13 protein-coding genes are annotated in these 13,951 nt (G+C 61.7%); 5 read left to right on the top strand and 8 right to left on the bottom strand.

Going from position 1 to position 13,951, the window contains the following annotated elements:
- Positions 1–138: 138 nt before the first annotated feature.
- Positions 139–786, top strand: a complete 648-nt coding sequence (yihA, locus tag MHM37_RS05615; protein ID WP_139526048.1) for a ribosome biogenesis GTP-binding protein YihA/YsxC — start codon at positions 139–141, stop codon at positions 784–786.
- 5 nt (positions 787–791) lie between these two features.
- Here yihA and MHM37_RS05610 read toward each other — a convergent pair whose 3' ends face one another.
- From MHM37_RS05610 to MHM37_RS05575, 8 genes are all read right to left on the bottom strand, one after another.
- Positions 792–1,529, bottom strand: coding sequence for an HAD family hydrolase (locus tag MHM37_RS05610; RefSeq protein ID WP_153843535.1), 738 nt, complete (start codon positions 1,527–1,529; stop codon positions 792–794).
- Positions 1,526–2,440: a tyrosine recombinase XerC gene (locus MHM37_RS05605; protein WP_239296298.1), complete on the bottom strand. Its 915-nt coding sequence runs from the start codon at positions 2,438–2,440 to the stop codon at positions 1,526–1,528. The genes MHM37_RS05610 and MHM37_RS05605 overlap by 4 nt, the downstream gene beginning before the upstream one ends.
- Positions 2,433–3,158: a DUF484 family protein gene (locus MHM37_RS05600; RefSeq protein WP_239296300.1), complete on the bottom strand. Its 726-nt coding sequence runs from the start codon at positions 3,156–3,158 to the stop codon at positions 2,433–2,435. Before MHM37_RS05600 ends, MHM37_RS05605 begins: the two co-directional genes overlap by 8 nt.
- Before the next feature lie 16 nt (positions 3,159–3,174).
- Positions 3,175–4,008 carry a diaminopimelate epimerase gene (dapF, locus tag MHM37_RS05595; RefSeq protein ID WP_239296301.1) on the bottom strand — a complete coding sequence of 278 codons (834 nt, stop codon included), beginning with the start codon at positions 4,006–4,008 and terminating at the stop codon, positions 3,175–3,177.
- Positions 4,008–5,279, bottom strand: a complete 1,272-nt coding sequence (lysA, locus tag MHM37_RS05590) for a diaminopimelate decarboxylase (protein WP_239296302.1) — start codon at positions 5,277–5,279, stop codon at positions 4,008–4,010. The genes dapF and lysA overlap by 1 nt, the downstream gene beginning before the upstream one ends.
- Positions 5,279–5,407, bottom strand: coding sequence for a lipoprotein (locus MHM37_RS05585; protein WP_239296303.1), 129 nt, complete (start codon positions 5,405–5,407; stop codon positions 5,279–5,281). The genes lysA and MHM37_RS05585 overlap by 1 nt, the downstream gene beginning before the upstream one ends.
- On the bottom strand, positions 5,404–6,807 hold the full coding sequence (argH, locus tag MHM37_RS05580; RefSeq protein ID WP_139526055.1) for an argininosuccinate lyase: 1,404 nt from the start codon (positions 6,805–6,807) through the stop codon (positions 5,404–5,406). Before argH ends, MHM37_RS05585 begins: the two co-directional genes overlap by 4 nt.
- A gap of 97 nt (positions 6,808–6,904) precedes the next feature.
- Positions 6,905–9,352 carry an EAL domain-containing protein gene (locus tag MHM37_RS05575; protein ID WP_153843540.1) on the bottom strand — a complete coding sequence of 816 codons (2,448 nt, stop codon included), beginning with the start codon at positions 9,350–9,352 and terminating at the stop codon, positions 6,905–6,907.
- Positions 9,353–9,489: 137 nt separating this feature from the next.
- On the opposite strand from MHM37_RS05575, the gene hemC reads away from it, so the two are divergent.
- Genes hemC through MHM37_RS05555 form a run of 4 tightly spaced genes read left to right on the top strand, consistent with a single transcriptional unit; the run spans position 9,490 to position 13,907 of the window.
- Positions 9,490–10,434 carry a hydroxymethylbilane synthase gene (gene hemC, locus MHM37_RS05570; protein WP_139526057.1) on the top strand — a complete coding sequence of 315 codons (945 nt, stop codon included), beginning with the start codon at positions 9,490–9,492 and terminating at the stop codon, positions 10,432–10,434.
- Positions 10,431–11,183: a uroporphyrinogen-III synthase gene (locus tag MHM37_RS05565; RefSeq protein WP_153843541.1), complete on the top strand. Its 753-nt coding sequence runs from the start codon at positions 10,431–10,433 to the stop codon at positions 11,181–11,183. The genes hemC and MHM37_RS05565 overlap by 4 nt, the downstream gene beginning before the upstream one ends.
- A 43-nt stretch (positions 11,184–11,226) precedes the next feature.
- The gene (locus tag MHM37_RS05560; protein ID WP_168444477.1) at positions 11,227–12,648 is read left to right on the top strand and encodes a uroporphyrinogen-III C-methyltransferase; all 1,422 of its coding nucleotides are present in this window, start codon (positions 11,227–11,229) and stop codon (positions 12,646–12,648) included.
- Positions 12,645–13,907: a heme biosynthesis HemY N-terminal domain-containing protein gene (locus MHM37_RS05555; RefSeq protein ID WP_139526059.1), complete on the top strand. Its 1,263-nt coding sequence runs from the start codon at positions 12,645–12,647 to the stop codon at positions 13,905–13,907. The genes MHM37_RS05560 and MHM37_RS05555 overlap by 4 nt, the downstream gene beginning before the upstream one ends.
- Positions 13,908–13,951 lie beyond the last annotated feature (44 nt).

The following is a 13,951-nucleotide window of genomic DNA, read 5'->3' as shown; positions in this document are numbered from 1 at the left end:
GCATTATAACGAATCACCCTAGCGGCGGGAATGCAAGTCCAGGTCTGCTTTTGGGGTAATTCGTCGCGGTACCGCCCTCGCTCACTCGAGAGTGCTTGGGCAGGCCGTGTCATACGTTTGTTTTTCAGGATGAACTCCATGTCTACCCCTCATGATAGCCCAGTCCCTCGGCTAAACTACCCCACTGCGCGCTTTATGATCAGCGCGCCGACCTTGGCGCTATGCCCAGACGATACGGGGGCAGAAGTGGCCTTTGCCGGGCGCTCCAATGCCGGTAAATCCAGCGCTATCAATGCGCTTACCCGGCAAAACGCGCTAGCGCGCACCTCGCGAACACCCGGCCGCACCCAGCTCATCAACTTCTTCACCGTGATGAACGATACGTCGCGTCGCTTGGTGGACTTGCCCGGCTACGGCTACGCCAAAGTACCGGAAGCGGTCAAGCTCGAGTGGCAGCAGCACTTGTCCGACTATCTGCGCGGCCGTTTTAGCCTGCGCGGCCTCGTACTGCTCATGGACGTTCGCCATCCGCTGACCGAATTCGACCAAATGATGCTCGATTATGCCGACCAGCGCGGCATGCCGGTGCACATCCTGCTAACCAAGGCCGACAAACTGAAACGCGGCCCGGCCAGCGCCGCCCTCCAAAAGGTGCGCTCTCGCTTGAGGGAGTGGGAAGATTTGGTATCGGTCCAGCTCTTCTCGTCGCTGAAGCGTGACGGCGTCGACATGCTCTCCCAAAAGCTCGACCAGTGGCTCTACACCCCTGAAGACGCCAACGAGTAACAGGCCTAGGCTTGTCGCTCCAGCCATGCGATCAGCTCGGGTAACTCTTTGACGTGGGCAATACGATGTACCCGCTCGGGCAGCGCTTGGTCGCCGCGCTCGGCCACCCAAGCGGCGTGCATACCGAGCTGCTGAGCGGGAAGTACGTCTTCTTGCCAGGAGTCACCCACGTGCATGGCCCGTCTCGGCACGGTATTCAGGCGCTCCAACGCGGTGAGAAACGGCTTGGGATCCGGCTTCGGTGCCAGCAGCTCACCCGCTGCAATCGCCACTGGAAAGTGCGCCGCCAGCGGCTGACGTTTGAGGTGAATGTTACCGTTAGTAATCGCCGCGAGCCGATAGCGCTCGGCGAGCGCCGAGAGCAGCCCGGCCGCTTCAGGGTGCGGGGTGACCTGCACACGCAGACGGTGGAACTCGTTCATGGCGGCAGCGGCCCATAGTAGCGCGGCGCTACGCGCTAAGCCGCTCTCCTCCAACTGGGCCTCCAGCGCCCGCAGGCGCAACCACGTGAAGTCGCCACGTCGTTCGGGCACCTGGTGGGCCCACTGCTGGCGACGCTGTAAATAGTCTTCTACCCCCTCCTCGTAGGTGAGTGGCAGCGGTGCCTCCTGACGCGCCGACCGCCACGCGGTGAGCGCTTCCAGCAACCAGCGGTAGTGCCCTTCCTCGGTTTTCAACATCACGCCCTGGTTGTCCCACAAGGTGTCGTCCAAATCAAAGGTGATGGCGTCTAACGTGATCATGATTCACTCCCACTGGGGCGGCGTTTGGCGCGGGGATGCGCGGCATCGTAGCTCTCGGCAAGATGCTGCCAATCCAGCCGCGTGTACACTTGGGTCGTCGATAGATTGGCGTGGCCCAACAGCTCCTGCACAGCGCGCAAGTCCTGGCTGGACTCCAACAGATGGCTGGCAAAAGAGTGGCGCAGGCGGTGGGGGTGAAGGTGTTCGGGGAGGCCGCGCATCACTGACAGTTGCGCCAAGCGTTTCTGAATCGCCCGATGACCCAACCGCTGCCCGCGCTGCCCGACGAACAGTGCCGTTTCAGCACTGTCTACCCAACTGGCCCGGCAGGCGAGCCACGCGGTGAGCGCCTGCTGGGCACGCCGTCCCACCGGCACTTGGCGAGGCTTACTGCCTTTACCTATCACCCGCACATGGTTGGCCGCCAAGTGATTCACGTCCAGCGCCGCGAGCTCTGCTAAACGCAGACCGCTGGAGTAGAAAAGCTCCAACATGGCTTGGTCACGAAGCGAGAGCGGCGAGCCGTCGTGGGGAGTGTCCAGAAAGCGCGACAGCGCGTCTACGTCCAACGGTTTGGGCAGGTGACTGGGCTGCTTAGGGGTGCGCAACAGTTGAATCGGGTTATCCACCAGCACATGGCGTTCTACCAAGGCATCGGCGAAACGCGACAGTGCCGCGCGACGGCGGGCCAGCGTTCGGGGCGCCAGCCCCCGGCTGCGCTCGGTACCGAGGAAAGCTCTTGCCAGCGTCGTGTCCAGCGCGCTGGCCTGAGTCACGCCGCGCTGGTCAGCAAACTGACAAAACGCCGCCAGATCCTGGCGGTAGGCCGCCACCGTTGCGGGACTGGCGTGAGTCGCCAGTTGCGCTAGGTACTCTTCAACGGCGTTTGTCAGCGTCGCTTGGCTAGCCATGCTGCTCCATGCCGTGGGGGCCTAATCGCAGCAGCAGGCGCGCGACGATATCGCCCAGGTACTCGGTAAATAGCGTATCCATGCTGGCGCGATAGCTGTCGGGGTCGGGGCTTGCAAGCAGCAAATAGCCTAGCGGCTCTCCGGCCGAGAGTCGCGTGATGGCACAGGAGCCCGCCTTGCGGGGCGCTTTGGTATGGGGCAGCAGACACTTCCAGTCGCTGACGCTTAGCTTGGCGCAGCGGCTGGTTCGACCATCCAGCAGCGCTGCTAAGCGGGTGCTGGCGTGCTGATCCAGCACGTGGCGCGGTGGCTGAGGCGGCGCCGGTTCCGCATCGCTCAACGAGGCGGGGCACCACAACGCCATCGCGGGGGTTTGAAAACGCTCGCTCAACTGGGTCGCCAGCGCTTGAGCGAGGGCATCGCGGTCTTCCGCTTCGACCAAGCTGAGCAGCGTCTCCCGCAGTCGGCGGTACTGCGACTCGTTGTGCCGCGCGGTTTCCAGCAAATGTTCAAGCCGCCCTTCCGCCGTTTCGGCGCGCTGGCGAAGGTCGATCACCAGACGCTCTAATAGCGATACGGCGCCGTCGATATGCGGATGCGGCACTTTGAGTTGCTGCAGCAGCCCTTCACGACCAATGAAAAAATCGGGGTGCCGGGCCAGCCAAAACGCTACTTGATCCGGATCGAGCGTTTTACGCGGTTCAGGAGCTTGAGACATCGCCGTTCTCCTCGCATTAGTTGAGTGATACCCGACCGTCAAACACCCGCGTGGCGGGGCCCACCATGACCAGCGACGCCTCAGGGTCCGGCCACTCGATGCTGAGTTGCCCGCCGGGCAAATGCACTTTCACCGGACTCTTCAAAAGCCCCTGACGAATACCGCTGGCCACCGCCGCACAGGCACCGGTGCCGCAGGCCAGGGTTTCACCGCTGCCTCGTTCGAATACCCGCAGGCGAATTTCGCTGGGCGAGACCACCTGCATGAAGCCCACGTTGACCCGCTTGGGAAAGCGCGGGTGCGCCTCCAACAGTGGCCCCAGGCGCTCCACCGGCGCGCTATCGACGTTCTCGACCTGGAGAACCGCATGGGGGTTGCCCATGGACACCACACCAAGCTGCAGCGTCTCACCGTCGGCTTCCACCTCGTGCAGCGGCTGGTCACCCGGCGCCTCGAAAGGCAGCGCGGTTGGGTTGAAGCGCGGCCTGCCCATGTCCACGCGTACCATGCCGTCGTGCTGTACGTGGAGCACCAGCGGGCCTCCGGCGGTTTCGACGTGAATGTCATGCTTGTGGGTCAAGCGCTGGTCGCGCACGAAGCGGGCAAAGCAGCGCGCGCCGTTGCCACAGTTCTCCACTTCGCTACCGTCGGCGTTGTAGATACGGTAGCGAAAATCCATGTCCGGATCGCGGGGCGGCTCGACGATCAGCAGCTGGTCGAAGCCAATGCCGAAGCGCCGGTCCGCCAGCTGGCGAATCTGCTCGTCGCGCAGGCGCGCCCGCTGGGTGACCAGATCCACCACCATGAAGTCGTTGCCCAAGCCGTGCATTTTAGTGAAGTGCAGCAGCATCAGCGCGCTCCTTCGGGCAGCAGCGCCTCGCCGGCCCACAGGCTTTCCAGCGCTTCCCGAGCGCGCACCACGTGAAACGTATCACCATCCACCATCACTTCGGGGGGACGGGGACGGCTATTGTAATTGGATGCCATGACGAAGCCGTAAGCACCGGCGGAGCGCACCGCCAACAGATCGCCCTCGGCAATCGCCAGCTCGCGCTCCTTGCCCAGGAAGTCGCCCGTTTCGCACACCGGCCCTACCACGTCGTAGGTGGCGGTGTCCCGTGCTTGGCGGGTGTCCACCGGCACGATCGCCTGCCACGCCTGGTACAGCGCCGGGCGAATCAAGTCGTTCATGGCCGCATCGACGATGGCAAAGTTCTTGGTCTCGCCAGGTTTCAAAAACTCGACGCGGGTGAGCATCAGCCCAGCGTTGGCGGCGATGGAGCGGCCCGGCTCGAACAGCAGCGTCAACGTTTCACCGCCTTCCCAGCGGGAGAGGCGCGCCAACAGCTGGCTGGCGTAGTCGAACGGCTGGGGTGGTTTCTCGTCGCGGTAGGGCACGCCCAGGCCACCGCCTAAATCGAGGTGGTCGATCTCGATGCCGTGCTCGCGCAGGCGCTCCATGAGCACCAGCAGGCGCTCCAGGGCATCGAGGAACGGCGCAGTTTCGGTGAGCTGTGAACCGATGTGGCAATCCAGTCCCGTCACCCGCAGGTTGGGCAGGCTAGCGGCCAACTGGTACACCTCCAACGCGTCGTCGACGGGAATGCCGAACTTGTTGTCCTTCAAACCGGTGGAGATGTACGGGTGGGTACCCGCGTCCACGTCGGGATTGACGCGCAGGGATACCGAGGCGACTTGGCCCAGCTCCCCTGCCACGGCGTTCAAGCGCTCGAGCTCGGGGCGCGACTCGACGTTGAAGCACTTGATGCCGACCTCCAGCGCCCGCGCCATTTCCTGGGGCTGCTTGGCGACCCCGGAAAACACGACTTTGCTGGGGTTACCACCGGCTTTTAGCACCCGTTCCAGCTCGCCCACGGAGACGATATCGAAACCGGCGCCTAGGCGGGCCAGCAGGCCCAGCACGGCTAGGTTGGAGTTGGCTTTCACCGCGTAGCAGATCAGGTGCGGATGGCCGCCCAGCGCTTCGGTGTAAGCGCGAAAGTGGCGCTCCAACGTCGCTTTGGAGTAGACGTAGCAGGGCGTGCCCAGCTTGTCCGCCAGTTGCGTTAGCGGAACGTCTTCGGCGTAGAGCACGCCGTCGCGGTAGTTAAAGTGATCCATTACCCCTCCTGCTCGGCGGCCGAATCGGTTGTGTCGTCAGGCAAATAGAGCGGCCCTTTCTGGCCACAGCCGACGAGTAGCAGCGAGGCCAGCAGCAGCGCGCCGAGTGTGATCGTATAGCGCTTCATGACGTCCCCTTGAGCGCCGCCAGCGCTTCACGGGCACGGCTTGCGGCCGCGCGTACTTGGTCGGGCGCTGTGCCACCAATGTGGTTACGGGCCGCCACCGAACCTTCCAGGGTCAGCACCTCGAACACGTCCTGCTCGATGGTATCGGAGAACTGCTGAAGCTCTTCCAGGCTCATTTCTGAGAGGTCTTTCTTGGTTTTTAGACCGTAGGCGACGGACAGCCCCACGATCTCGTGAGCATCGCGGAACGCGACGCCTTTACGTACCAGATAATCCGCCAGATCGGTCGCGGTGGAGAAGCCGCGACGCGCCGCTTCGTACATGCTCTCTTTCTTGGGCTCGATGGCGGGCACCATGTCCGCAAAGGCTTTCAGACAGTCGCGCACGGTGTCGACGGCGTCGAACAGCGGCTCTTTGTCTTCCTGGTTGTCCTTGTTGTAGGCCAACGGCTGCGATTTCATTAGCGTCAGCAGCGCCATCAGGTGGCCATAGACACGCCCGGTTTTACCGCGCACCAGCTCGGGCACGTCGGGATTCTTCTTCTGCGGCATGATGGAGGAACCGGTGCAGAAGCGGTCGGGCAGGTCGATGAAGTCGAACTGGGCGCTGGTCCACAGCACCAGCTCTTCGCTCATGCGGGAGAGATGCATCAGCAAGATACTGGCAAAACTGGTGAATTCGATGGCGAAATCGCGATCCGACACCGCATCCAGCGAGTTTTCCGCCGGGCGGTCGAAGCCGAGCAGGTCCGCGGTGACGTGGCGGTCGATTGGGTAAGTCGTGCCCGCCAGGGCCGCGGCGCCCAGCGGCATCACGTTTACGCGCTTACGACAGTCCAAAAGCCGCTCATGGTCGCGGGCCAGCATTTCCTGCCACGCCAGCAGATGATGGCCGAAGGTGACCGGCTGCGCGGTTTGCAGGTGGGTGAAGCCTGGCATGATGGTGTCGGCTTCGCGCTCGGCCAGTTCGATCATGCCGTCGCGCAGGCGTGTCAGCTCCGCTTCGATCACGTCGATCTCATCGCGCATGAACAGACGAATGTCAGTGGCCACCTGGTCGTTGCGCGAGCGTCCGGTGTGCAGCTTCTTGCCGGTAATGCCGATTTTGTCGGTCAGGCGTGCTTCGATGTTCATGTGCACGTCTTCCAGCGGCACCGACCAGTCGAACTCGCCGCGTTCGATCTCGCCCTGGATCTCGGTCAAACCGTTGATGATCGCATCGCGCTCGTCGTCGGTCAGCACGCCTACCCGCGCCAGCATGGTGGCATGGGCGATCGAGCCCTGAATATCCTGGCGCGCTAGGCGCTGATCAAACGTCACGGACGCGGTGAAACGCGCAACAAAGGCATCGGTGGGCTCGCTGAAGCGACCGCCCCAAGACTGGTTCGTAGCTTGGCTCATCGGAGAGATATCCTGCTGACAAATCTAATGGAGTCGTTAAAAGAAAGTGTACCAGAGTCACCGCCTGGAACGGCATGCCGTTTTGCAGCCGTCACGCTCAGGAGATGGGATCAGCGGCGCTGGCCGTGGCGGCGAATGGCGAGTCCAAGAAGTGCTTGAGCACGCTCAACGCCATCGGGCGAGCGAAGTAGTAGCCTTGGAAGTGATCGCACTGCAGCATGCGCAGATGATGAAACTGCTCGGCCGTTTCGACACCTTCGATGAGGACTTCTAGTCCCAACTTGTCGGCCATGGTGACGACCCCCTCGACGATGGCCGCATCACGGGAGTCGGTCGCCACGTCGCGTACGAACGAGCGGTCGACCTTCAATTTGTTGATGGGCAACCGTTTCAGGTAGCTCAGACTGGAAAAGCCGGTGCCGAAGTCATCGAGGGCGATATGCACACCGAGCTGGCGCAGTGCTTTGAGCGCTTGAATGGTGTGCTCGGCGCTATCCATGAGCACGCCCTCGGTCAGTTCAAGCTCCAGCAAGGCCGGTGGCAAACCGCTGCGCGCCAACACGTTCTTCACCGAGTCCAAAAAGCCGGGACGCTGAAACTGCATGGGCGAGACGTTGATCGCCATGGTCATGGGCGTCGCACTCTGCGCATTGAGCACCATCGCATCGCGACAGGCCGTCTCTAGCACCCACTCGCTGATTGGAATGATTTGACCGGTATCCTCGGCCAGCGAAATGAACTGCCCCGGCGGGATGTTGCCACGCTCGGGGTGGTGCCAACGAATGAGCGCTTCGACCCCGGCGACTCGACCGCTGTGATGAATTTGCGGCTGATAATGTAGTTCGAACTGCCGCTGTTCGATGGCCTGCTGCAGCGCATGGCGTAAGCTCACCCGCTCGGTGACCTTGCGATTGAGCTCGTCGGTGTACCACTGGAAGGTGTTACGCCCTCGCCGCTTGGCCTTGTACATGGCCAGGTCGGCCTGCTGGATCAGCTGGCGCGGCGCTCGAATCGTGCCGTCGTCGGTGGCGATACCGATACTGGCGGTAATGCGCAGCTCGCTGCCGCGATACCAGTAGGGAGCAGACACTCGCGTCAGCAGCCGCTCGACGACCTGTAGCACGTCATCCTCTTGCGCCAAGTCCGGGAGCAAGACGATGAATTCGTCGCCACCAAAGCGCGCCACGGTGTCCCAAGGCCGCAGCTCTTCTTCTAGGCGCTTGGCCACTTCGCGCAGGATAAAGTCACCGACCTCATGGCCAAGAGTGTCGTTGATGGGTTTGAAGTCATCCAGATCGATGAACAGTACGGCCAAATAGCGATGATAGCGTCTGGCGAGCAGGCACCCTTGGGCCAAGCGCTGATCGAGCATGAGCCGATTGGGCAGCCCCGTCAGCGCGTCGTGGTTGGCGTTATGGCTGAGTTGAGCCTGGTACTCACGCTGGGCGGTGATGTCGTTTTGCGCGCCAATGAAGTGCGTCACCACGCCCTCTTCGTCGCGCACTGGCGAAATATAAAGATCGTTCCAAAACGGTTCGCCACTGCGACGGTAGTTGCGAATCACCACATGCACATCGCGCTGCGCTTCGATGCCTTTGCGAAGCTGCGCCAGGGTGGCGGGATCGGTGTCGACGCCCTGTAAGAAGCGGCAGTTGCGGCCCAGCACATCGTCACGCGAGTAGCCGGTGATGCGCTCGAAAGCGGCATTGACGTAGACCATGGGCAAATCGGGGCGCTGGGCATCCACGATCACCACGCCGTTGGTGCTGGACTCGACGCTGCGCTCCAGCAAGGTGAGCTGCCGCTCGGTGTCTTTACGTTCGGTGATGTCTTGAGTCGAGCCCTGCACCTGAATGATCTGGCCCAGCTCGTCACGCACCGCGCGGCCAATCACGCGCACCCAACGTCGCCGCCCTTCTCGGGTCACGATTTCGAGCTCTTCGTCAAAGCTCACGCCCTGCTCGCAGCAAGCAGTAAAGACGGAACGAATACGCGGCTGCACACGAGGCGTATAGAAGCCGAGCGCTTCGTCGAGGGTGGGTTGGTGCCCCACCGGCATGTCGTGCAGACGGCACACTTCTTCGGACCATATGGGTAGCCCTACGGCCAGGTCCATGTACCAGCCCCCGATATGGGCCGTTTCACCGGCAATGCGAAACAACCGCTGGTTGCGCCTCAACTGCTTTTCGACCGCTTTTCGCCGCGTAACGTCCCGTGCGATGACATAAATGACTTGGTCGCCGCTGGAGGCCGATACCTCAAGCCAAATACGCTGGCCCTCGACCGTCCGCGCGCATACGTCGAAGGTATTTACCTTCTCACCACGGCACAAGCTCGCTAGTGCCGCTTCGATCACGGGATGATCGCGTGGCTCGACGACGACACCACAAGGCTTACCCAATAGCGCATGTGCTGGGTAACCGAGCAACGACTCGAAGGTAGGATTGACGCTCAGCAGCGTGCCCGCAAAGTCAATGCAGCAGAGCAAATCCTGCGATAACAGGAAGAATTGGTCTAGCTTGCCTTGCGGTTCGACAGAGGGCATGGCGTTTCCTAGCAGGCGTTAAACGCGGTCAGCGCTGGCCCTAAATATGGCCGGTTATTTTTACTGTGTGGCTGGGTGCTTTATGATGAGAATTATCACAGTTCGACGCGCCGTGTCAGCGGCAAAGGGAGAATCAGGTGTCATCCATCACTAAATTGCGCATTGCCACACGTAAAAGTCAGTTGGCCATGTGGCAGGCCGAGTACGTCCGCGACCGCTTGATGGCGGCCCATAGTGGACTGGACGTCGAGCTTGTCCCCCTCTCCACCAAAGGCGACAAAATCCTCGATACGCCCCTTTCCAAAATTGGTGGCAAAGGGCTATTCGTCAAGGAGCTCGAAGACGCCATGCTGGATGGTCGCGCCGATATTGCCGTGCACTCCATGAAAGACGTACCCATGCACTTCCCCGAAGGCTTGGGGCTATCGGTGATTTTAGAGGGAGCAGACCCCACCGATGCGTTCGTCTCCAACCACTATAACAGCATCGACGAGCTGCCCGAAGGTGCGCGCATCGGTACCGCCAGCCTACGTCGTGGCCTACAAATGCGTGAAGCCCGTCCGGACCTGCAAATCCTCAACCTGCGCGGCAACGTCCAGACTCGCCTTGGTAAGCTCGACGATGGCGAGTTCGACGCTATCATTCTGGCCACCTCTGGCCTGCAGCGCCTAGGGCTCGACGCGCGAATCGCCCAAGCACTGCCCCCCGAAATCTGCCTGCCCGCCTGCGGCCAGGGCGCACTAGGCATTGAATGTCGCTTGCACGACCCCGAATTGATTGCGCTACTGGCCCCCTTGGACGATCAGGATACCGCCACCCGCGTGCGCGCCGAGCGCGCCATGAACACGCGCCTGGAAGGCGGCTGCCAAGTGCCGATAGCCGGACACGCCATTCTGGATAAAGGCAACGAAACGCTGTGGCTTCGCGGGCTCGTCGGCAACCCAGAAGGCACAGAAGTGCTGCGAGCCGAGGGGCGTGGCTCGATTCACGAGCCGGAAGCGCTCGGCATCCGAATTGCCGAAGAGCTTCTAGATCAAGGCGCTGGCGATATCTTGGCAGAGGTCTACGGTCGCCACGTATGAACCAACCGGTTCTGATTTGCCGCCCAGGAGAGCGTGGACAAGCCCTGGCGGATGCCCTGCGCGAACGCCACGACTGGGTAGAGTCCCTTGACGTCATGCGCTTGGAGGCTTTGCCCGAAGCGGCGGCCCAACGCCAAATATGGTTGGATATCGATCAGTACCATAAGATAGTAGTGGTCAGCCCCTTTGCCGCACACTGTTTGAGCGAGGCATTGGATCGCTACTGGCCACAGCTGCCCGTTGGCATCGATTACTATAGCGTTGGGCGGGCCACTGCCAGCATACTGTCCGACCAGCTCGGGGTTAAGGTTCGTATACCCCCGCCCCATCGGGGTGAAGACACCAGTGAAGCGCTGCTCTCGTTGGCGTCGCTTCGCCAATTGGCGCACCAGCGGGTGCTGCTGGTGACCGGTGAAGGCGGTCGCACGCTCATCGCCGACACGCTGACAGCACGCGGCGCCCAGGTGACGCGTCTAGCAGTCTATCGGCGTGTGTATCAACCGCCGCTCCCCGCCCTGCGCGAGCGCCTTCACGGTGGTGACTACCGGGCGCTCATCGTCACCAGCGGCGAACTGCTTGAATATCTGGCAAAATGGTGTGGTCCAGCAGCGTTGAACCAACCGCTAATCGTTTCCAGTCACCGTTTAGCTACACTGGCCGGTAAACTGGGTTTTTGTGACCTCAAGGTGGCGTCGGGAGCAACGCCGGCTGCGCTGGTGGCCGCGTTGGATCGGTCCTGCAACCCATAGGGTGCCGATGTCGATCAAGGAACTTAATAAGGGCTAGCGACAGATGAGCAAACAACCAAACGAGCAGGAAGGCGTCAACAATACGTCTGCCGATACATCCCAAGCGAACACGCCGTCGAGCGATACTGCGGCATCATCGTCGAAAAGCGAGTCGACTGCTAGCAGCGCCTCCTCGTCTTATGCGGCCAAAAATAGCCGTTCGCGCCGCCGCCATAAGAGTGCCAACAGTGCCTCTTCGGCACCGCAAACCGGCACGGCGAGCAATAACGGGCCGACGTCTGACTCGGCCAAAACGTCCGCCGCTAGCAACACCAAGGACACGAAGGACACTAAGGACGCCAAGAACAGCGCCGCCGACACCAAGCCAGCCGCTTCGTCGGGCAGTGCCGGTAAGCCAATCCCGCCCGCCTCTACAGCCGGTAGTGGCGGCAGCAAAGGCGGCGGTCTTGCCATCGCGTTGGTGATTATCCTGGCACTCGCCCTGGGCCTGATCACTTGGCAAGGCTGGCAGCGCCTGGATAGTCAGCAGCAGCGCCTGGACGAATTGGCCCAGCAAGCGCAAAACAGCGCTTCCCAGCAAGCGGTCAGCGAGCTTGAGTCACGGATCGAAGAGGGCGAAGCCGAACGAAGCCAAGCGCTGGAGAGTACCGTGAGCGAACTGCGCAGCGAGCTGGATAGCTATCGCAGCGACGTCAACAGCACGCTGGACGAGGTGCTGACGCAGCTCTCACAAGAGCAGGACACCGACGAGCGCGATTGGCTTCACGCCGAAGCGGCCTACTTGCTGCGTTTGGCGAATCAGCGCCTGCAGCTGGAGGGTGATGTGGAAGGTGCCGCCGCTCTGCTGCGCACCGCCGATGCCCGTCTGGCCGATGCCGATAACCCGGCGCTAACGCCCGTGCGTCGTGAAATTGCCAACGAGCTCGCCGCGCTGGACGCCGTTCCTCAAGTGGACCGCACAGGCATTTACTTAGCTCTGAATGCCCAGCAAGAGCGCGTAGCGGGTCTGCGCCTATCTCAAGAGATCGAAGAGCGCGCCGTGACGTCGAGCATTGAGCAGCCGCCTACCGGCACCTTCCAGCGCCAGCTCGCCCGCTTCGGTGAAGAGCTAAAAGATCTCGTGGTCATTCGCCAGCATGATGAAGCCCTGGAAGCGCTGATCACGCCGGAGCAGGAGTCCTACCTGCGCCAGAGCCTGCGCCTGATTCTCGAGCAGTCTCAGCTGGCGCTGCTCAAAGAGGAGCCCGAGCTGTACGAAGCGAGCATCGACAAAGCCCTGGAGCTGCTGAACGGCTACTACGACACCGAACGTGAAGAGACCCAGAGCGTCATAGCCCGCCTTCAAGAGCTGAAGCAGGCCGAAGTAAAGCCCGAGCTGCCGGATATCAGCGCCTCACAGCAAGCGCTGGCCAGCTTCATCGACAACCGTTTCGAGTCCCGTCGTCAGGATGGAGGTGATGCATGAGAAAACTCATCCTGCTGATCGTCGCGGGCCTTGCGGTTGGCGCGCTCTTTGGGCATCTGATGATGTCGGTGCCCGGTTACTGGCTGATTCGAGTGGGCGACACGTCGGTACAAACCTCGTTCTGGTTTGGGCTAGTGCTGCTACTGGGTGCCTTTATCGTCCTGCACTTCGCGCTGCGCCTGCTCACTGGCATCATTCGTCCGGTGGGCCGCTTCCGTACCTGGAATAGCCGTGCTCGCAACCGCCGCGCCATGAAACGTACCGTGCGTGGTTTGGTGGCACTTACCGAGGGCCGCTGGAAGAAAGCGGAGAAAACCTTGGTTCGCGCCGCGGACGACTCTAGCACGCCGCTCGTTAACTACCTCTCGGCAGCGTTGGCCGCGCACTACCAGGGCCATCATGAGAAGTCCCAAGAGCACCTGAACCAGGCCCAGTTGACTACCGACGGCGCGGATACCGCCATCGGCTTGATGCAGGCGCAGCTGATGATCGACCGTCAGCAGCCGGAAGAGGCGCTGGCCATCCTCAACCGCTTGGACAAGCAGCTCACCAATCATCCCCAGGTGCTGAAGCTGCTGAAACAGGTCCACCTTAGTGTCAACGACTGGGAGGGCCTGCGCCGCTTGATTCCACGCCTGGCGGCGCAAAAGCTGATTACGCAACAAGAGCGTGAACAGCTGGAGTTCAAGGCGTATCGTGAGCTGATCATCTTCGAAGCGCAAAACCCCACCAACATCGAACGGGTTCGCGGGCTGTGGGCCGATATGCCTGACTACCTGCGCGGCAATACCGAGCTGATCGTGCTCTACACCGAAGCACTGCTGCACGCCAACGAAGAGCCGATTGCCGAACGCCTGCTGAACCACTCGCTGGATCATCACTGGGATGCACGCTTGGTCAAACGCTACGGTTTGCTCAACGTGGACGCCGCACGTCAGCTCGCCAAGGCAGAGAAATGGCTGCAAGAGCGCCCCAACGACCCCGAACTGCTGCTCGCCTGTGGCCGCCTGTCGCTGCGTGTGGGCCAGTGGGAGAAAGCGCTGGAGTACTTCGAAGCCAGCCAGCGCCAGCGCCCCAACGGCGAAGTATGCGCCGAGCTTGCGCGCCTTTACGCAAGCCTAGGCGAGCATAACAAGAGCCAGCTCTACTATCGCCACAGCGTCGATATGCTGGCGAAATCATTGCCGTCGCTGCCACAGCCGAGCGATGCCAGTGATAGTAAGCAAACGGATAAGAAAGCGGCGAAAAAGACGGCTTAACGGCCCTCTTCAACGTCAAAAAGGGTGCCCATTGGGCACCCTTT

It is taken from the genome of Halomonas sp. MMH1-48, from assembly GCF_022348105.1.
Classification (GTDB): domain Bacteria; phylum Pseudomonadota; class Gammaproteobacteria; order Pseudomonadales; family Halomonadaceae; genus Vreelandella; species Vreelandella piezotolerans.
This window is presented reverse-complemented; position numbering and strand designations above follow the sequence as displayed.

Excerpts from the sequence above, each read along its gene's own strand:
- dapF (WP_239296301.1), bottom strand. The coding sequence starts at position 4,008 with ATGCTGCTGCACTTCACTAAAATGCACGGCTTGGGCAACGACTTCATG.
- MHM37_RS05600 (WP_239296300.1), bottom strand. The coding sequence starts at position 3,158 with ATGTCTCAAGCTCCTGAACCGCGTAAAACGCTCGATCCGGATCAAGTA.
- MHM37_RS05560 (WP_168444477.1), top strand. The coding sequence starts at position 11,227 with ATGAGCAAACAACCAAACGAGCAGGAAGGCGTCAACAATACGTCTGCC.
- yihA (WP_139526048.1), top strand. The coding sequence starts at position 139 with ATGTCTACCCCTCATGATAGCCCAGTCCCTCGGCTAAACTACCCCACT.
- lysA (WP_239296302.1), bottom strand. The coding sequence starts at position 5,279 with ATGGATCACTTTAACTACCGCGACGGCGTGCTCTACGCCGAAGACGTT.
- MHM37_RS05555 (WP_139526059.1), top strand. The coding sequence starts at position 12,645 with ATGAGAAAACTCATCCTGCTGATCGTCGCGGGCCTTGCGGTTGGCGCG.
- MHM37_RS05605 (WP_239296298.1), bottom strand. The coding sequence starts at position 2,440 with ATGGCTAGCCAAGCGACGCTGACAAACGCCGTTGAAGAGTACCTAGCG.
- argH (WP_139526055.1), bottom strand. The coding sequence starts at position 6,807 with ATGAGCCAAGCTACGAACCAGTCTTGGGGCGGTCGCTTCAGCGAGCCC.
- MHM37_RS05585 (WP_239296303.1), bottom strand. The coding sequence starts at position 5,407 with ATGAAGCGCTATACGATCACACTCGGCGCGCTGCTGCTGGCCTCGCTG.
- MHM37_RS05610 (WP_153843535.1), bottom strand. The coding sequence starts at position 1,529 with ATGATCACGTTAGACGCCATCACCTTTGATTTGGACGACACCTTGTGG.
- MHM37_RS05575 (WP_153843540.1), bottom strand. The coding sequence starts at position 9,352 with ATGCCCTCTGTCGAACCGCAAGGCAAGCTAGACCAATTCTTCCTGTTA.
- MHM37_RS05565 (WP_153843541.1), top strand. The coding sequence starts at position 10,431 with ATGAACCAACCGGTTCTGATTTGCCGCCCAGGAGAGCGTGGACAAGCC.